The following is a 19,015-nucleotide window of genomic DNA, read 5'->3' as shown; positions in this document are numbered from 1 at the left end:
GTCACTCGCCGATCCAGATCGCCAGGGCCCAGCGATCGGCCGCCAGCTGCTCGTGCAGCTCGGGGTGATCGGCCAGCGGCCCGGGACCCAGCAGCGCGCGCACGCGGGTGATGATCTCGACGCGGGCGTCGATCGGCCCGAGGTAGTCGAACTGCTGCAGCTCGTCGAGCAGCGCGGCGCGGCGGTCCTGCTGTTCGACCTGCTCGACGTCCAGCTGCTCGACCAGCGACCGCAGCCCTCGCCACGCAAACCACCGAACCGAGGGGTACTCGTCCTCGAGCCCCTCGGCGATCCACGCCATGCGGGCCTCGAGCGATCCGGTCGCGCCCGGTCGCGCGAGCGCGTGCGCGGCCAGGTTGCGCTGGATCGGATCGCCGCCGATCAAGTCCAGGACCACGCGGGACGCGACCCGCTCTTCGGCCTGCGCGGCGCTCGGATCGACCGGGCTGGATCGCAGGTTCAGCGCCGCCATCGACTCGGCCGCCCACGCGCGCGAGCGATCGACGTGGCACTGCGTGCACGCGTCAGGTTGGTCGGCGCGCCCGAGCAACGCGGCCGGATCAGGGCTCGAGATCCGGTGGGTGACCATGCCCTCGAGCAAGCCGTAGGTGATCCGCGGCATGTGGCAGTCGAGACAGTCGACGGCGCCCACGTGCTGGCCATGACCGCCGTGCCCGCCCGAACGCTGCGCGCCGCCGAGCGTGTCCGGCGAGTGACAGCTGACGCAGGCGCCCTCCCCGGTCCGTCCGGCGCGGGGCTGACCATCGGGGGTGGCCCCGTGCATGTCGTGGCAGTGCCCGCAGCCGAGGCCGTCGTCTCCCGCGGGATCCCAGCACGGCGACAACAGCAGGCCCTGGTACTCGTACGCGGACAGGCGCGGGGTCCCGTCGGGCCAGAACCTCGCGGCGAACGGGCGCCCGTGCTCCAGCCCCTCGGCCCCGGCGATCGTCGAGTCGGCGAAGATCGGGCGCGACACGCTGGCGAGCTCGTCCCCGGCGATGAAGCCGTCGCCGTCGCGCATCACAGCGGCGATGTCCTTGGCGATCCGCTGGCCGTGACATCGACCGCAGACCTCGCTCTCGCGCGCGGGCGTGAGCGTCGACGGGTTGGCGATCGATCCATCCGTGCCGGGATCGGCGGACGCGAGCAGGCGGCGCAGCGGGTTGCCGAGGTGGCGCTCGAGGTGGACGCTGGCCGGCCCGTGACAGGCCTCGCACGCGATCCCGAGCTCGCCGACGCGGGTCCGAAAGCCTGGCCAGTCGTCGCTGCGCCCGGGCACCGGCTCGGTGTTGTGGCAGAATACGCAGTTGTCGTTCCAGCGGCTCAGGTGGCGCTCGTAGTCGGGCAGTGAGCCGACCTCGCCCTCGGGCTCGACGAACGCCCCGTTCATGTGGATCCAGCGCTGCTCGGCCCGGTGCCACGCGACCGGCAGCCGCCACAGCTCGGAGTCGTCGCCGCCCGCTCGGCCGAGCTGTGCGACGTACTGCTGATAGCGATGGCTACCGACCGTCAGCGCGACCGCGACGTCGAGCACGGGCGAACCGACGACCTGATCCCCCGCGTCGTCGAGGCGCTGGACGACAACCCGCGGCGTGCCGTCGTCGCCGCGATCCATGGTCGCGCGGAATCCACCGTAGTCGAGCTGCTCGCCCGCGAACGGCGCGAGGACCCCCGCTTGTCGCTGACGGCCCGACCCTGCGGCCGGCCCGACCGGCCCGACCGGGCCGACCGGCCCGACCAGCGCCCGCTCGGCCGCGACGACGCGGCCAGTCTCGGGCCGCTGGGTCATCGTCCGATGCCAGCTGTCGTGCCAGCTCTGCCACTGCTGCGGATGACAGCCGCGGCACGAGGCCGAGCCCGCGACCGGATCGCCGTGGCGCTCGAGGTCAGCCCACGCCGCGGTGTCGGTGGCCGTCCACGCGAGCCCGGCCGCCGCCGCGATCGACCAGGCCAGCGCGGGACCGAACAGCAGCGTCGGAGCCAGCCACGCGCGCGCCATGGTCACGCCGGGAGCTCAGCTCGCGGGCCCCGGGATCGCCTGAATGATGATCTCTCGATCGTAGAGGCGAATCGACGCCTTGGTGCCGTCAGTTGGAAGCGGCGACGGGATCCCTGGGGTCATGCTGCGCCCCTGAAAGACCGTGCCGTTTTGGCTGTGCAGATCCGCGAGCCACAGCTGCCCACGATGACTGAAGACGCACGCGTGCAGCCGGCTGAGCCGCCGCGAGGTGACCTGGAACTGACACGCCTCGTGGCGGCCGAGCACGACCGGGCCCTGACGCACGTCGAAGCTCTTGATCGTGGGGTCCTGCGGGCTGCTGAACTGGATCACTGGCATCGGCAGCGGCGTGAACAGCGGCTGGGGCCGGGCGGGGGGCGCCCACAGCTGATCGGCCATGGCCGCCTGGGCGAACGCGTCGGACTGCTCGCGCGAGCTGGAGTAGCGATGGCGCGGATCCTTGGCCATCGCCTTCTCCATGAAGCGATCGATGTTGGGCGCCGCGACCACCCGCTGGTCGCTGGCGTGCAGGGTGCTGCCGTTCTCGTGGGCCTGCGCCGGGATCGGGACCCGCAGCGGGGGCACCGGGGCGTTCATGTGCTGCTGAAGCAGATCCGGTAGGTTGCGCCCGTCGAAGGGCGGCCGACCACACAGCAGCTCGTAGCACAGCACCGCGAGCGCGTAGCGATCCGTGGCCGGGCCGACGTGCTTGGTGTCGCGGAATTGCTCCGGGCTCATGTAGTGCGGGGTCCCGAACACCGAGCCAGTCGTGGTCGCGGCCTCTTCGGACAGCCACTTGGCGATGCCGAGATCGATGATCACGGGCTCCCAGCCGTCGGGTCGGTTGCGCAGCAACACGTTGTCGGGCTTGAGATCGCGGTGCAGCACGCCGTCGCCGTGGAGCTCGTCGAGGCTGCGGCCCACGCCCTCGAGCATGCGGTGCACTGCCCATCCGTCGCCGGGCCGGATCACCGCCGAGGGCACCAACCCGTCGACGAACTCCATCGCCATCCACGTGCGCCCGTAGTCGTCGACGTTCCACGTCTCGACCCGGATCACGCCGTAGAGGTTCATGCTCAACATCAGGTCGGCCTCACGAGTGAAGCGGACCGCCGCTTCGCTGTTCTCGTGGACCTCGGCGCGCAACCACTTCACCACGACGAGGCGGCGGTCGATCACGTCGACACACAAATGCACGTCGCCGACCGCCCCTTCACCGAGGGGCCGGATCCGCTTGTGCGGGCATTCGGCCATCGCGGCCACTGTACTGGTTTTTACCCCCACAGACATCTGGGACTTCGCACTGGTTTTTACCCCCACAGACATCTGGGACTTCGCCGAAAGCGGCCGCTTCGCGTCCGGTCGCTGCGCTCCTCGGGGCTAGCTGTGCGCGGGCGCATGTGTGGCCCCCTAGAAGGGGGCTCGGCTGCCGTTCATGCACTTGGCTTTGAGCGGCCGCTTCGCGTCCGGTCGCGCCCTCGATGCGCAGGCCTCCGACGGGTCACTGACGGGGTCCGATCAGCCCCGAGCCTGGCGCCGCAGATCGCTGCTCGCCTGTGCGGTGCTGGTTCCCCTACCGACTGGGTGCCGGGTGAGCGGGGCCGACCGGATCGTCACCCGAGCGCGCGCGCGGCCGCAGTTGCGCTGGCTGGGCGAAAGTCGTCGCCGTCCCAGCGATACACGTCGCGGTCGATCTGCCGGCCTTCCACGCGATACACGCAAAACGCGGCTTCGCGGCCTGGGTGGCGCGAGGTGTTGGTCGCGGAGCTGATCCCGTGGACCGGTACCGGCGCGTCGACGCCCGGGATCGTGCCCTGGATCTCCCGGTGCTCGTGGCCATGCAAGATCAACTCGGCGCCGCGACGGGCGACGACCTGCCCGAAGGCCTCGAGATCGATCAGGTCATGCCGACGCAGGGCCTCGCCGTGCATCACCGGGTGGTGAATCAGCACGATCCGCGTGAGGCCCTCGCCCTGCAGCCGCTCGAGCGCGGCATCGAGGCGCCCGAGCTGCGCGTCGCCGACGGTGCCCACCGCGTACAGGGGCAAGCTGGCCTGGGCAGTCGAGACGCCGACCAGCGCGACCTCCTCGAAGCGCTGGACGAACGGGTAGTACTGCCCGTCGTTGTCGGCGCGCTCGCCCTCCATGAACTGGCCCAGCATGGCCTCGAAGCGGCGGCTCCGCACCGAGCCACGCGTGTACGCGTCATGGTTGCCGGGGATCACGGTGACCGGCAGCCCGATGCCCGCGAGCTTGTCGGCGATGTGCTCGAACTCCTGCTCGAGCGCGAGGTTGCTGAGGTCACCGGTGATCACGACTCGATCGACCGCGAGCTCGCGGGCGTGCTCGACCAGCCGATCGAACAACCTGCCATCGTGGTGCTTGCCCCGCTTGAGCATGAGGTTGACACCGCCGGTCAGGCGCTTGTTGAGGAACCGATGTGGCCCCACCCCGCGGAGGCTCAGCAGGTGGATGTCGGAGCAATGGAGAAAGCGGAGCGGCATGATCTGGTGCGGCTGACGGGGCGATCTCGGTCGGATGTAGCCAGCTCGAGCTCGGCAGCGAGCGCCCGCTCACTATTTAGCACGCGATCTGGACCCGATCGGGCCCAGATCGGGCCCGCTCCCCCAGCGCCGCCGCAGCCCCCCGCGGGCCCCGGCCGCGCGCCGACCCAGCCGGTGGTGGCGTCGGCGAGCGAGCCAAAAACCCGGCTCGCGCCGGTGACAGCCCCCTGCGCCGCCCGCGATGGACGGCCGTGCGAGCCCGGCGAGTTTTGTCTACATTGCGGCGACATGCCAACCCTGCTCGAGATCGGTCGGACCCACACCTGCGGAGACTTGCGGCTGAGCGACGAAGGCGAGCGCGCTGTGCTGTTCGGCTGGGTCAACTCTCGCCGCGATCACGGCGGGCGGATCTTCGTGGATCTGCGCGACCGCGAGGGCATGACCCAGGTCGTGTTCGGGCCCGACGTCGACGCGGACGCCTACGAAGCTGCGCAGGCGCTGCGCAGCGAGCACTGCATCGGCGTCTGTGGCAAGATCTTGCGGCGCGTCGACAACGACGGCACCCCCAACGCCAACCCCAACATGGCGACCGGTGAGATCGAGCTCGAGGTCGACGTCTTCGAATTGTTCTCCAAGGCCGAGACCCCGCCGTTCGACATCTCGAAGGACGAGCGGCTCGACACCCACGAGAACCTGCGCCTGCAGTACCGCTACCTGGATCTGCGCCGGCCCTCGCTGCAGCGCAACTTCATCTTGCGGTCGCGGCTCGGGACCATCACCCGCGCGCACATGTCCGAGCTCGGGTTCCTCGAGCTCGAGACCCCGTACATGGTCAAGTACACCCCGGGCGGGGCCCGCAACTTCTTGGTGCCCAGCCGGCTCAACCCTGGCTGCTTCTACGCGCTCGCCGAGAGCCCGCAGATCTTCAAGCAGCTGTTCATGGTCTCGGGCTTCGACAAGTACTTTCAGATCACCCGCTGCTTCCGCGACGAAGATCTGCGCAACGATCGTCAGCCCGAGTTCACCCAGATCGACGTCGAGCTCAGCTTCGCCACGCCCGAGCTGGTGTTCGAGGCGATCGAGTCCCTGATGATCCGGCTGTGGAAGGATCTGCTGGGCGTCGAGATCCCGACCCCGTTTCGGCGCCTGACCTGGGCCCAGGCCATGGCTCGCTACGGCTCCGACAAGCCGGACACGCGGTTTGGGCTCGAGCTCTCGGATCTGACCGCGCTCACCCGCGGCTGTGGGTTCGCGGTGTTCGAGGGCGCGCCGTACGTCAAGGGCCTGTGCCTGCCGCCCGAGCACGGCCCCGGCTACGGGCGCGGGAAGATCGACAAGCTCACGGCCTTCGCCAAGAAGCGCGAGTCCGGCGGCGCCAAGGGGCTCGCGTGGGCCCGCGTCGAGGACGGCGGGATCTGGCAAGGCGGCAGCGCCAAGTTCATCTCGGCCGAGCTGCAGACCAAGATCAGCGCGGAGATGGGCGCCGAGCCCGGCTCGCTGCTGCTGTTCGTGGCCGACGACTTCGAGACCACGCACACGGTGCTCAACGCGATCCGCCTGCATCTGCGCGACGAGCTCGGGCTGCTCGCGGGCTCGGGGCCCACGCCCTGGAACTTCTTGTGGGTCACCGACTTCCCGCTGTTCGAGCGCAACCGCGACGGCAACTGGGTCTCGTCCCACCACCCCTTCACCTCCCCGCGCGACGAGCACGTCGAGCTGCTGAGCAGTGATCCCGGCAAGGTCCTCGCCCGCGCCTACGACCTGGTGCTCAACGGCAACGAGATCGGCGGCGGCTCGATCCGGATCCACCAGGCCGACGTCCAGGCCAAGGTGTTCGAGGCGCTCGGCATGAGCGAGGCGGAGAAGCAGGCCAAGTTCGGGTTCCTGCTCGACGCGTTCAAGTACGGGCCGCCGCCCCACGGCGGGATCGCGCTCGGCGTCGATCGCCTGTCGATGTTGATGTCCGAGGCCGACAGCCTCCGCGACGTGATCGCGTTCCCCAAGACCCAAAAGGGTCAAGACCTCATGACCCAGTGCCCGACCCCGGCCGACGAGCCGCAGCTGGCCGAGCTGTTCATCCGTCATCGGGCGCTGCCCAACGAAGCGGCGGGCCAAGCGCCCGACGCGGGCGAGACCTAGGAGCCCCAGCGTGAGCGCCGACGACAGCGACAGCAAGCCGCGGATCACCAAGTCCGGCTCGGCATCGGCCAGCTCCGGTTCGCGTGAGCGGTTTCGGGACCCTGCCAGTTCTGGGTCGAGCCCGAGCTCGAGCTCGAGCATGAACGAGATCGTCCACACGATCGACGACGACACGACCGAGCAGGACCGACTCGAGCTGGTCCAGTCCGCGTCCAGGCGTCACAACCAGGCCGCGGGCTGGATCGACAACAGCCCCGATCCCGCTGCCGGGGCCAAGCGTCCCCAGCCCACGGGGTCGACGCCGAGCACGGCGGTCCATCGGTTCTGGGATCCGCTGCGGCTGCTGGCCGCCGTCGCAACGGGCTCGGCGATGTGGATCTCCGCGCCGGACATCGACGTGTGGTGGCTGGCCTTCTTCGGCTGGGTGCCCCTGCTGTGGGCGATCCACGGTCGCTCGCCCAAGTTCGCGTTCTTCTACGGCTGGATCGCCGGCTACGTCGCGGTGTTCGTCGGCTTCTACTGGATGGGCGAGCTGCTGACCCGGTTCGCCGGGTTTGGCACCGCGGGCGCGGCCGGGATCACCAGCTTGTTCGCGCTGTTTTTGGGGCTCCAGTGGGCGCTGTCCGCATGGATCACCCGGCTCGTGTGCGACAAGACCGGCCGCTCGACGCTGCTGATCTTCCCGATGACGTGGGCGGCCGTCGAGCTGCTGATGTCCACGATCAGCATCTTCCCGGTCCACATGGCGCTCAGCTGGGCGTGGCAGCCGCTGTGGATCCAGACCGCCGAGATCGGCGGGGCGCTGGCGGTCAGCTTCGTGATGATCGCGATCAACGCCGCGATCTGGGAGTGCATCCTCAGCTACATCGAGACTGGCAAGCTCGACAAGGTCGCCGTCGGTACCCTCGCGGCGTGGATGATCGGCGTGCCCGCGTACGGCTGGGTTCGCATCAAGCAGGTCGACGCGGCCATGCAAGCCGCGCCGCAGCTGCGCGTGGGCGTGGTCCAGGGCAACTTTGGGATCGAGACCTACAGCACCCCCGGGATGAAGCCGCTGCTCCTGCGCGAGCTCCAGCGGGTCACCGCGGCGCTGCAGGCTGACGGCGCCCAGGTGGTCTTGTGGGGCGAGACCGCCTACCCCTACGGCCGGTTCAGCCGTCAACACGAGCAGGATCTCGAGCCCAATGACCGCCGCCGGATCCAGCGCGGCTTCGACGTCCCCGTGATCGTCGGGCTCGTGACCCGCGACGCGACCGGCGAGAACCCCTACGCCTGGAACACCGCGTGGGTGCTGGATCGGGACGGCCGCTGGGGCGACCGCTACGACAAGAACTACCCCCTGATGTTTGGCGAGGCCGCCCCGCCCGGGGTCGACCCGGCCTGGTACCTCGACAAGATCCCGTCGGCCTCGCACCTCAATCGCGGCGACGGGCCAGCCGCGATTACGGCCGCCGGCTACGAGTTTGGCGCGCTGATCTGCTACGAAGACATCCTGGCCGGGTTCACCCGCGAGGTCGCCAACGAGGGCGTCCACGCCCTGGTCAACCTGACCAACGACTCGTGGTTCGGCAAGACCCGCGAGCAGTCCGAGCACCTCGGGCTCGCGGTGTTCCGCGCGGTCGAGCACCGCAAGGGCCTGCTGCGATCCGTCAACGCCGGGATCTCGGCCTACGTCGATCCCGTCGGCCGGGTCGTCGAGCAGACCGAGGTCACCGACTCCGACGCTGACCTGTTCCGCGGCGCCGAGGGGTTCGCCGTCGATGTCCCCATGATGTCCGCCGAGCGGCGCACGGTGTTCGGCTGGACCGGCAGCCTGTTCGGCTGGCTGTGTATCGCGGGCCTGCTGGGGGTCTGGGCGAGCAGCCGCTACCGTCGCCCGCGCGCGGCCGCGAGCGCCGAACCAACGGCGTGATCTCGGCCTGGCGGGCAGCTGGCTCGGCCTGGCGGGCAGCTGGCTCGGCCTGGCGGGCAGCTGGCGCGGCGCGCGTGTGACATCGCGGGGCTCGGTGCTAGTTTGTCCCGCGGTGGCTTCCTACGACGAGATCAAGCAACGCGCGCGCAACAGCGATCCGGAGCAGATCGCCCGCCGCACCCGGTGGTTTCTGCTCGGCAGCATCGCGGTGACCCTGGCGCTGTACTTCGTGCCCTACGGGTTTGTCGTGGCGATGCCGCTGATCTGGCTGTCGACGCTGGTCCACGAGCTCGGCCACGGGTTCACGGCCGCGCTGCTCGGCGGCCACTTCGACAGCTTCGTGATGCACCCCGACGCGTCGGGGGCCGCGACCTGGTCGGCCGGCGCGGGCTTCGGTCCGATCCGCCAGGCCCTGGTCGCCGCTGGCGGGCTCGTCGGTCCCGCGATCATCGCCTCGGTCGGCTTCGTGCTCGCGCGCAACCCCAAGGCGACCCAGTACACCTTGATGGCTGGGGTGTTCGCGCTGGTCGCGATCGCGGTCCTCGTGGTCCGCAACCCGTTTGGCTGGGGCTTCGTCGCGGCGCTCGCCGTCCTGCTCGCGGTGCTCGGCACCCGCAAGCAGGCCGAGCCCGCCCAGCTCGGCCTGGTGTTCCTCGCCACCCAGCTCGCGCTGTCGGTGTTCTCGCGCGGGGACTACCTGTTCATGGAGTTCGCCCACACGGCGGACGGCGTGATGCCCTCGGACGTCAGCCAGATGTCCAACGCGCTGTTCGGCCCCTACTGGCTGTGGGGTGGCCTGTGCGGGCTGTTCTCGCTGGCGGTGCTCGGCGCCGGCTTGTGGGTGTTCTTCAAGGGCTTCGACGGCCTGCGGCTGTGGCCCCGCAAGCGCGCCAAGAGCTGATCGCGGTCAGTGCCGACAGGTCGCGTGCTGGGCATCCGCGGCGCCAGTGCTGAGCGAGGCCCCGCTGGCCGGGATCGCCAGCGTGCCCTCGGGTCGGGCCGCCTCGTCGAGCTGCCACCACAGCGGCGTCGCGTCGCGTGGGTGGTTGCCGAGCTCGGCCATGGTCGAGGCGTCGAACATCCGCCCGTTGATCAGCGTGTACGCGACCTTGTCACTGGTCCGAATGTCGGTGAGCGGATCGCCCTCGATCACGGCGATGTCGGCCAGCTTGCCGACCTCGAGCGAGCCGATGTCCGCGTCGAGCCCGATGTAGCGAGCGCCGTTGAGGGTGCCCGCGCGCAGGGCCTCGTGTGGGGTCATGCCCCCCTGCACGAACATCCACAGCTCCCAGTGCGCGCCCAAGCCCTCGCGCTGGCCGTGCGCGCCCAGGTTCACGCCGACCCCGGCGTCCGACAGCTGCTTGGCGACCTCGGCGGCCCGAAAGTGGTTCCAGTCGCCCTCGCCCACGTGCATGCGTCGGCGCGCCCGCGGATCGATGTTGTCGCGGGGCACGAAGCTGAGCAGGCGATCGTGGTCCCACACGTCGGTGTGCTGATACCAGTAGTTCTCGCCCCAGATCCCGCCGTACGCGACCACCAGCGTAGGCGTGTAGCCGACCTGCGTGGCCCCCCACAGCTGGCGAACGTCGTCGTAGATCGCGGCGACCGGGATCGCGTGCTCGACCCCGGTGTGGCCATCCACGACCATCGTCATGTTGTGCTGATACAGCGAGCCGCCCTCGGGCACGACCATCATCTCGAGCTCGCGCGCGGCCTGTAGCACCTTCTGGCGCTGGTCTCGGCGGGGCTGGTTGTAGCTCTTGACCGAGATCGCGCCGATCGACTTCATGCGGCGCAGGTGCATGCGCGCGTCGTCGAGGGTCTCGACCTGCGACCGGAACGAGCCCTCGGCGCCATAGAGGATCGTGCCGGTCGAGTAGATCCGCGGGCCGACGGCCTCGCCCGCGCGGACCAGCTCCGAGGTCGAGAAGATCGTGAGGCTGTCGTTGCTGGGATCGTGGACGGTCGTGACCCCAAACCCGAGCTCGGCGTAGTGCAGCCAGTTTTGCTCGGGCTGGATCCCGTGGGTGCCCTGCGGCCCGTGAGCGTGGACGTCGACGAGCCCGGGGATCAGCGTGTGACCCGAGACGTCGACCTGCTTGGCGTCGGCCGGGATCTGGACCTGGTTGCGCGGACCGACCGCGACGATCCGGTTGCCGTCGATCACGATCGTGCCGTCGGCGATCACCTGATCACCCTTCATGGTCACGAGCTTGCCGCCGACCAGCGCGAGCTTGCCGGTTGGCACGTCGCTGGGGACCGAGAACCCGACGTTGACGACGTCGATCTTGGGCTCGGGCGTGGGCGCGGCCTTCATGACCTCGGTCTTGCTGGCGAATTCGGGGTGGTCGACGCGAACCTCGGCGAGGATCGCCGCGGCCTTCTGCTCGTCGCCGCAGGCTTTCCACACGGCGCCCACGTTGAAGCGCGCGACCGCCATGGTGCCGGGGAACTCGTCGTGCAGGACGTCGTACTTGCGGGCCAGATCCTTGCACTCCTCGGCCGTGAGCGCGTCGGCCTTGGCGCGCTCGTACTCGGCATGGATCGCCTCGAGCTGGCGCGCGGCCTGGGCCTGGCGCTCGGGCGCGCCGTCGAGAAACGCGAACACGTCGTGCAGCGGACGCGTGTGCAGCTCGGGCCCGAGCACCCAGTGCAGCGCCTTGCCGTCGCCCGACCAGTGCACGAACCACCCGGCCTGCTCGCTGACCTTGCCAACTGGCAGGCCCGCGCCGCCGGGGCCGATCTCGACCGGCTTGGCGTCGTCCCGCCCGAGCTGCGGAAACGGGATCACGTAGACACGAAAGCCCTCGACGAACGCGACGAACCGGCCGTCGGGTGAGACCGCGAATTGCTCGGCCCGGGCCGACTGATAGTGCTCGCGCCGCTGCTTGCCATCGAGCTCCATGCTGGTCAGCAGCCGGGCGTCTTCGGAGCCGTCCTCGAGCAGGTACACGCGATCCGAGCGAGCCCCAAACTGCGGCTCGGCGCCCGTGCGGCTGACCAGGACCTCCTTGGCGACCTCAGCAGGCGCGCCGCGGCGGGTTCGCTTGGCGGCGCCGCCGAGCGAGATCGGCAGCGCGTACACCCCCCGCTGCTCGGACCATCGCGGCGAGATCAGACCGCCGCCCGAGACCCGGCGATAGATCACCTGGGTGTTGTCGGGCGACAACACCGGCTCGACGTAGTGACCCGGCGTGGGGCTGACGAGCCTGCCCTCGCCACCAGTGATCGGGACCACCCGCACGGATCCCAGCGCTGCGTCGTCCCAGCTGACGTAGACCACCCACTGCCCGTCGCGCGAGAGGCTCGGGTAGTACTCGTGATGGTCGTCTTGCTTGGTCAACCGCCGAACCTCGCCGCTCTGCATGTCGCGCACGTAGAGCTTGCCGAGCGCCTGGTAGACCAGCTTGCCGCCGTCGGGGCTCAGCTGCGGCCAGCGCAGCAGCTTGACGTCGAACTGCGCGGGCGCGACCTCGACGGGGAACCGGGCGGCCGTCGAGACCGTGCGGGTGTGCTCGACCCGAAACGGGATGTCCGCGACCGCGCCCCCGCGAGCCCCGACCTCGTGGAGCTTGCCGCCGGCCCAGAACACCAGCGTCTGCGAGTCCGGGGTCCAGTCGATCTGCGGGTAGACCCCGTGGATCGCCCAGGTCTCTTGCATGTCGCGATCGAGCGCGTCGTAGACCGGCCACTCGGCGCCGCTTTCCAGCTCGCGCACGTACAGCACCGAGTCGAGCTGCACGCGCCGGACGTAGGCCATGAGCTTGCCATCGGGGGACGGGGTCGGTCGCACCGCCCCGCCCGCGCCGCCGATGTAGCGCTCGAGCCGAGACTCCTCGAGATCGAGCCGCTGAATCGCGTAGATCTGGGCGTTGGGATCCTTGTTGTAGTCGAACGCGCCGCCTGGGGTCAGATCCTCGGAGAAGTAGAGGTAGCGACCGTCGGGGGAGAACACCGGCTCGCCCGCGTCCTTTTGCTCGGTCCGCTTGTTGGTCAGCTGCACACCCTTGCCGCCGCTGCGGTGGTACAGCCACATCTCGCCCGCGCCGATGCTGCGCCGCGAGGTGAAGTGCTTGCGGGCCACGATGTACTCGCCGTCCGGCGACCACGCGGGGGCGCTCAGCAGCCGAAAGTCTTCGTTGGTGACCGGCCGGGGCTCGCCGGATCCGTCGGCGGCCAGCACCCAGATGTTGTCCCCGCCGCCGCGGTCGCTGGTGAACGCGATCCACTTGCCGTCCGGGGAGAAGCGCGGCTGCATGTCCCAGGCCATGCCCTCGGTCAGCGGCTTGGCGGTCCCGCCCGCGCGCGGCAGTACATAGAGGTCTCCGAGCAGGTCGAACACGATCGTCTGGCCGTCGGGGCTGAGATCGAGGTTCATCCAGGTGCCCGTGTCGGTCGCGATTGCGACCTCGCGCTCGTCACCTGGGGGCTGCTGCACGTCCCACGCGCAGTCCGACTTGCCTGGCTCGGCCGCCGGATCCTCGGCGCACAGCTTGGGCGGATCCATGCCCGCGTCGCGGACACTGGACCCGGGCGGCGCCATTGCGGGTGTGTCTGGGCCCGACGATGTGGGTGCACAGGCGATCGACGCCGACACACAGACCAGGGACAACGGGATCGACCAGCGATGGAGCCAAGGGCGAGTCATCTGGCCAGACTGTCGCACATCAACCCTGCGAGGTTTCACCAGCTTCGCGGGGCGCCCGAAACACGAATTACTGGGGATTCGCGACGATCGCGGGTGGGAGCTTCGATTACAAATATATCTCACATTGGTTTCGCACCATCCGCGAGATTGGGGCTCGAAATCGCGTAATCCTGCTCAGAATCGCCAGCAGAGAGATCTCTCCATGATCATTTTGTCATTGAGGGCCGAAATTGGGTGGGTTTGGCCAGCCTCGCGCCAACATTTATCTTGCGCAAATTCTTGTAATGTTGCTAACTACGAATGTCGATTTGATCCTTTGACCGGCCTGACGGTTTGACCAGCCCAGGCTCCCAGATCGGCCCCCCCTCTGCCCTTCTCGGCACCCACCGACCACCCGCCGAGGCCACGACCATGACCCGCCGTATCCCCCCGTTCGCCGCCCTCCTCGCCTCCACCCTCGCGCTCACCTCCGGCTGCGAGCTGTTCGATCAGCTCGGCCAGCGCACGGGGGTCGTCGATGTGTTCACCACCAGCCACAGCACGCCGGACGAGGCGGGCAACGTGCCGTCGCGCAACGGCGATCAGCTGCTGTTCGCCAACGACATGGGCTGGGACGTGTTCGTCAACGAGGCCTACGTGACGACCAGCGCGGTGACGCTGCTGGGCTGTGATGGTGAGCGCTTCGCCGTGGAGATGTACTGGGGGGCGCTGGCCGAGAACGTGGGCACCACCGCGGACTCCGAGGTCGCGGGCGTCGGCGGCGTGCGGGCCAACTCCGGCACCTACTGCGAGCTGCTGGTCGAGTACGGCCCCGCAGACGAGGTCGACAACCCGGCTGCCATGGGCGCGACCGTGTACTTGACCGGGTCAGCCGTGCGCGGTGACGAGCACATCGACTTCACCTGGCGGACCGACGTCGAGCTCGACGTGCAGGTCGACATCAGTGAGATCGAGGGCGGTGGGCCGTTCTCGATCAGCAAGGACCAGCACTTCTCCAAGAAGCTGACCGTCAGCAAGGCCTACAACCACCTGTTTGACGGGGTCGACTTCAGCGAGGCGCTCGAGCAGGCAGACATCGACGACCTGCTCGCCGACAGCCTGCGCCAGGCCACCGTCGCCTTCGAAGGCACCAACGTCCACTACTAGAGACCCCACAGGCGCACCGCTTCGCGCCGACTGCAGCCGCGTCGCGTCTCCCAGGTCTGGGTGGCGCGATTCGCTCGTTTTGGGGGCTCGGTCCAGGGTAGGCGATCCCGGGCAGGCTCGAACCGACGCGGCCTCACGCGCTTGGGCGTCTGGGTCGAGCTGGGCGCGAGTGACTCCATCCGGGCGGCCGGGGCCCAGGGGCGGCAGGATTGGCCGAGATTGCCCGAGAGTGTGCTCGATCGATCTTGGCGGACCGCTGCTCTTGCGAACGCGGCGGCACCCCCCTACCCTCCGCCCCGTGAGCAAGGACGACCACATCGAGTTCGACGGCGTCGTCATCGAAGTCCTCACCGGCGGCATGTTTCGGGTGAAGATCGATGACGATCACTCGGTCATCGCCCACCTCGCCGGCAAAATGCGGAAATTTCGAATCAAGGTCGTCCTCGGCGACCGGGTGAAAGTCGCCGTCTCCCCCTACGATCCCAACCGCGGGCGCATCATCTACCGAGTGCGGTAGATTGTCAGCGTGAGCGCGGAGCCAAAACCAGACTTCGAACTGCTCGAGTCCTGGCGCGCGGGTGATGAGCGTGCGGGTCGCGAGCTGTTCGCGCGCCACTTCGACTCGATCTATCGGTTCTTCCGGAGCAAGGTCGACGACGCCGCCGAGGATCTGACCCAGCAGACCTTCCTTGGCTGTGTGAAGGGCAAAGACCGCTACCGCGGCGACGCCAGCTTTCGAACCTACCTCTACACGATCGCGCGCAACCGGCTGTACACCCACATCCGCGATCGCCAGCGCCGCGACGCGGTCGTCGAGGTTGGCCAGCAGTCGGTCGCGGATCTCGGGCTCGGATCGGCGACGGCCCACATCGCCGCGCGGGAAGAGCAAAAGCTGCTGCTCACCGCGATGCGCCACCTCCCGCTCGAGATGCAGGTCGCGCTCGAGCTGCACTACTGGGAGGGGCTGAGCGTGCGCGAGATCGCGGCGGTGATCGACACGCCCGAGGGCACGATCAAGCGCCGACTGCAGCGCGCGCGTCAGCGGCTCGACGAGCTGATCGTCGAGCTCGCGACCAGCGAGGAGCTGCGCCGCAGCACCCAGGCGAACTTTGATGACTGGGCCAAGGCGCTGCGCGACAACCTCGCCCCCACTCCCACCGAGGAGCCCTGAGACCCCATGCCGGCCCCGCTCGAGGCCATGATCGGCCAGGTCCTCGATGACCACTACCGGCTCGACGCGCTGCTCGGGGCCGGGGGCATGGGCGCCGTGTATCGGGCCCGGCACACCAGCTTGCAGCGCGATGTAGCGATCAAGGTCCTGCATCCCGACATCGGCGGCGATCCGTCGATCAGCAAGCGCTTCGATCGTGAGGCCCACAGCGCCTCGCGGCTCGACCACCCCAACTGTGTGCGGGTCAGCGACTTTGGGACCACGTCAGCGGGCGTGAAGTACCTGGTCATGGATCTGCTCGAGGGCCGGGAGCTCGGCGCGTCGCTGGGCAAGCCGTGGGATCCGGTCGACGCGTGTGAGGTGCTCGATCAGATCCTCGCGGGGCTCGAGCACGCCCATCACTGCGGGATCGTGCACCGCGATCTCAAGCCCGAGAACGTGTTCATGGTCGTCGATCTGCGCGGGCAACAGGTCGCCAAGATCGTCGACTTTGGGATCGCCAAGCTGCTCGACGCCGACGGGGCCGCCGAGGTCCTGACCCGCGCAGGCATGGTGTTTGGGACCCCGCGCTACATGAGCCCCGAGCAGGCCGCGGGCGGCAAGGTCGACGAGCGCAGCGATCTCTACTCGGCCGGGCTGCTGGCGTTCGAGCTGCTCAGCGGCAAGCCACCGTTTGACAGCGACGATCTCGCTGGGATCCTGCGCATGCAGATCATGGCCCCGCCGCCGCCGCTGCCCGACTCGGTCCCGGCCCCGCTCGCGGCCTGGGTCGAGTCGCTGCTCGAGAAGTCACGCCACCAGCGACCCGCGTCGGCCGAGCTCGCGCGGGCCCAGCTCACCGAGCTGCGCGAGCGCCTGCGCGAGCGCAGCACCACCGTGGGCGGGGCTGACGGCCAGACCGATCCGCCGATCGACGCGCTCGGGGCCACCAACGAGTTCGCCGCGGCCACTGATCTGACCGCGGCCACGGGCGAGCTCCCCCAGGCTGCACCCGCTCACGCGCCGCTGCCCAGCAAGCCCGAGCACATGCCCGGTCACATGGTCGCGGGCCGGTTTCGCCTGATCGCGCTGCTCGGGGTCGGCGGGATGGGGGCGGTGTTTCGCGCCGAGGACACCCAGACCGGCACACCGGTCGCCGTCAAGATCCTCCACGCGGCGCTGGCCGACGACGAGGAGCTCGCCGCCCGGTTCGAGCGCGAGGCCCAGACCGCGAGCGAGCTCGATCACCCCAACATCGTCCCCGTGTTCACCCACGGGACCACCCCCGGAGCGGGCAACGTCGCCCACTACCTGGTCATGCCGCTGCTCGAGGGCATGGAGCTGCGCGAGCTGATCGAGTCCGGCCTCGGCGTCGAGCCGGTCCGCGCGGCCCACCTGGTCTTGCAGCTGCTGAGCGCGCTCGCCCACGCCCACGCCCACCAGGTCGTGCACCGCGACCTCAAGCCCGAGAACGTGTTCGTGATCCGCGATCCGGCCGGCAACGAGTACATCCAGCTCGTCGACTTTGGGCTCGCCAAGGTCGCGGAGGCCGCCACATCTCGACGGGCGCTGACGCAGTTTGGTCAGGTGTTTGGGACCCCCGCGTACATGAGCCCCGAGCAGTGTCGCGGCGAGGTCGTCGACGCGCGCACCGACATCTACGCGACCGGCGTGATCCTCTACGAGCTGCTGGCCGGCCACCCACCGTTCATCTCCACCGATCCGGTGACGCTGCTGCGGATGCAGCTGGCCAGCGAGCCGCCCGCGCTGCCGCTGCGCGTGCCGGTCGCGCTGCGCGAGCTGGTCGCGGATCTGTTGATCAAGGACCGCGACCGCCGGGTGCCGGACGCGATCACGGCGATCGCCGGGATCGAGGCCGCGCTCATGGGCCCAGGCTCGATCGCCGAGCCAGCGCCGACCGCCTCCGGCGCGACGATGTTCTGGGATGATCCGGCGGGTGCGAGCGGCCCTGCCCCGCAGGCAATTCTGCCCCCGCTCCCGCCCCCGTCCATGGTCGCGCCGGGCCCCCGCAAGATCCCGCGCGGCTGGGTCATCGGTGGCGTGGGCGTGCTCGCCATCTTGATCCTCATCGCGCTGCTCCCCACCGATTCGGGCAGCGAGAACGCTGATCCGGACGAGCCGGCCGTCGCCACCACCAACAGCGCCAGCGCCAGCGCCAACGCCAACAACGGCGATTCAGACGACCCCCAGCGTGGCGAGCGGCCCAAGCCCGACGCCAAGGTCTACCTCGAGATCGATCGCCTGCTGATCGCCAAGGACAGCGCCGCGGCCTTGCAGGTGATCGCCCAGGCCCGCGACGAATTCCCGGACGACGGCGGCCTCCTGTGGCGAGACGGCCGCGCCCTCGCGCTCGCGGGCGGCGACGCCAACCGCGTGACCGCGCTGCACCGCTACGCCGAGGCCGCCGCATCAGAGGCCTCGCTCGCCAAGCAGACCGAGTTCGAGGCCGAGCTGCGCAACCTCCTGCGTGACAAGAAGCTGCGCAGCGTCGCGATCGACGTCGCCGTGCGCGAGCTCGGCGGACTCGGCCACACCTTCTTGCTCGAGGTCATCAACGACGAGACCGCCTCGCTCGGCTACGTCACCCGGCACCGGATCATCGACGAGCTCCAGCACGATCCCAGCATGGTCGCCCGCATGGACCTGCGCCGTCAGCTAGCCCTCGACCTGGCCGAAGCCGCCGGCTCTCCCACCCCGTGCGTCGCGTTCAGCAAGACCCTCGACACGATCGCCAACAGCGACGACCCCTACTACCTCGACGCCCTCCACAACCGCTCGCTCACGATCCCCGCCACCCCAGGCCCAGGCGAAGCTGACAGCGCCTGCGTCGGCCTCGACGCCAAGCTAGCCCAAGTCCAAGGCCAGCTAGCCGCCAACCACCCCGAAGCCGCCGCCAAAGCCACGCAGACGGCCAAAAAGAAAAAGAAAAAAAACAACGGCTTCCGCGGCCTGTTTTAGCCATGACCCCCACAGACGGCTTCACACTTCGGGGTCACTCGCTTCGCTCGCTCCCCTCTTGGCCGTTTGTTCGCAGCCGCATGAGTGGCCCCCTAGAAGGGGGCTCACGTCGCGTGAGCAGAGGTTTTCGTAGCTTGGGAAGGTCCGCGGGTCCCGGAACGGTTTCCTTCGTCGGGGCATCTGGCTGTGCGGTTATCTGCCCACGATGACTTTCCCCAGAACCACGGAAATCCAGGCTCACGCGACGCGAGCCCCCTTCTAGGGGGCCAATCATGCGGCTGCGAACAAACGGCCAAGAGGGGAGCGAGCGAAGCGAGTGACCCCGCAGTGCGAAACGTCCGCTCACGCGACGTGAGCCCCCTTCTAGGGGGCCAATCATGCGGCTGCGAACAAACGGCCAAGAGGGAACGAGCGAAGCGAGTGACCCCGCAGCGCGAAGCGAGTGACCCCGCAGCGCGAAGCGAGTGACCCCGCAGCGCGAAGCGAGTGACCCCGCAGCGCGAAGCGAGTGACCCCGCAGCGCGAAGCGAGTGACCCC

11 protein-coding genes are annotated in these 19,015 nt (G+C 69.3%); 7 read left to right on the top strand and 4 right to left on the bottom strand.

The window, feature by feature from the left end; translation table 11 throughout:
• Position 1: 1 nt before the first annotated feature.
• From ENSA7_RS14280 to ENSA7_RS14270, 3 genes are all read right to left on the bottom strand, one after another.
• Positions 2–2,005 carry a cytochrome c3 family protein gene (locus ENSA7_RS14280; RefSeq protein WP_146157679.1) on the bottom strand — a complete coding sequence of 668 codons (2,004 nt, stop codon included), beginning with the start codon at positions 2,003–2,005 and terminating at the stop codon, positions 2–4.
• A 9-nt stretch (positions 2,006–2,014) separates the two neighbouring features.
• Positions 2,015–3,253, bottom strand: coding sequence for an FHA domain-containing serine/threonine-protein kinase (locus ENSA7_RS14275; RefSeq protein ID WP_181233726.1), 1,239 nt, complete (start codon positions 3,251–3,253; stop codon positions 2,015–2,017).
• A gap of 359 nt (positions 3,254–3,612) precedes the next feature.
• A complete protein-coding gene (locus ENSA7_RS14270) occupies positions 3,613–4,503 on the bottom strand; it encodes a metallophosphoesterase family protein (RefSeq protein WP_106089835.1) in 891 nt (296 codons plus the stop codon).
• A 288-nt stretch (positions 4,504–4,791) separates the two neighbouring features.
• On the opposite strand from ENSA7_RS14270, the gene aspS reads away from it, so the two are divergent.
• The 3 genes from aspS to ENSA7_RS14255 all read left to right on the top strand — a co-directional run bounded on the left by aspS (position 4,792) and on the right by ENSA7_RS14255 (position 9,455).
• The gene (gene aspS / locus ENSA7_RS14265) at positions 4,792–6,642 is read left to right on the top strand and encodes an aspartate--tRNA ligase (RefSeq protein WP_106089834.1); all 1,851 of its coding nucleotides are present in this window, start codon (positions 4,792–4,794) and stop codon (positions 6,640–6,642) included.
• A 10-nt stretch (positions 6,643–6,652) separates the two neighbouring features.
• Positions 6,653–8,554 (top strand): apolipoprotein N-acyltransferase, encoded by a 1,902-nt coding sequence (gene lnt, locus ENSA7_RS14260; protein WP_146157678.1) that lies wholly within the window; start codon positions 6,653–6,655, stop codon positions 8,552–8,554.
• 112 nt (positions 8,555–8,666) lie between these two features.
• Positions 8,667–9,455, top strand: coding sequence for a M50 family metallopeptidase (locus ENSA7_RS14255; RefSeq protein WP_181233725.1), 789 nt, complete (start codon positions 8,667–8,669; stop codon positions 9,453–9,455).
• 6 nt (positions 9,456–9,461) lie between these two features.
• On the opposite strand, the gene ENSA7_RS45345 is transcribed toward ENSA7_RS14255, so the two are convergent.
• Entirely contained in the window at positions 9,462–13,097 is a 3,636-nt protein-coding gene (locus ENSA7_RS45345) for an amidohydrolase family protein (protein WP_244923800.1), read from the bottom strand.
• A 516-nt stretch (positions 13,098–13,613) separates the two neighbouring features.
• On the opposite strand from ENSA7_RS45345, the gene ENSA7_RS14240 reads away from it, so the two are divergent.
• From ENSA7_RS14240 to ENSA7_RS14225, 4 genes are all read left to right on the top strand, one after another.
• On the top strand, positions 13,614–14,348 hold the full coding sequence (locus ENSA7_RS14240) for a hypothetical protein (protein ID WP_106089831.1): 735 nt from the start codon (positions 13,614–13,616) through the stop codon (positions 14,346–14,348).
• A 298-nt stretch (positions 14,349–14,646) separates the two neighbouring features.
• Entirely contained in the window at positions 14,647–14,865 is a 219-nt protein-coding gene (gene infA, locus ENSA7_RS14235; protein ID WP_052549740.1) for a translation initiation factor IF-1, read from the top strand.
• A 9-nt stretch (positions 14,866–14,874) separates the two neighbouring features.
• A complete protein-coding gene (locus ENSA7_RS14230; protein WP_244923799.1) occupies positions 14,875–15,519 on the top strand; it encodes an RNA polymerase sigma factor in 645 nt (214 codons plus the stop codon).
• 6 nt (positions 15,520–15,525) lie between these two features.
• Positions 15,526–18,477, top strand: coding sequence for a serine/threonine-protein kinase (locus ENSA7_RS14225; protein WP_106089829.1), 2,952 nt, complete (start codon positions 15,526–15,528; stop codon positions 18,475–18,477).
• Positions 18,478–19,015: the final 538 nt, after the last annotated feature.

The organism is Enhygromyxa salina, from assembly GCF_002994635.1.
GTDB classification, from domain to species: Bacteria; Myxococcota_A; Polyangia; order Nannocystales; family Nannocystaceae; genus Plesiocystis; species Plesiocystis salina_B.
This window is presented reverse-complemented; position numbering and strand designations above follow the sequence as displayed.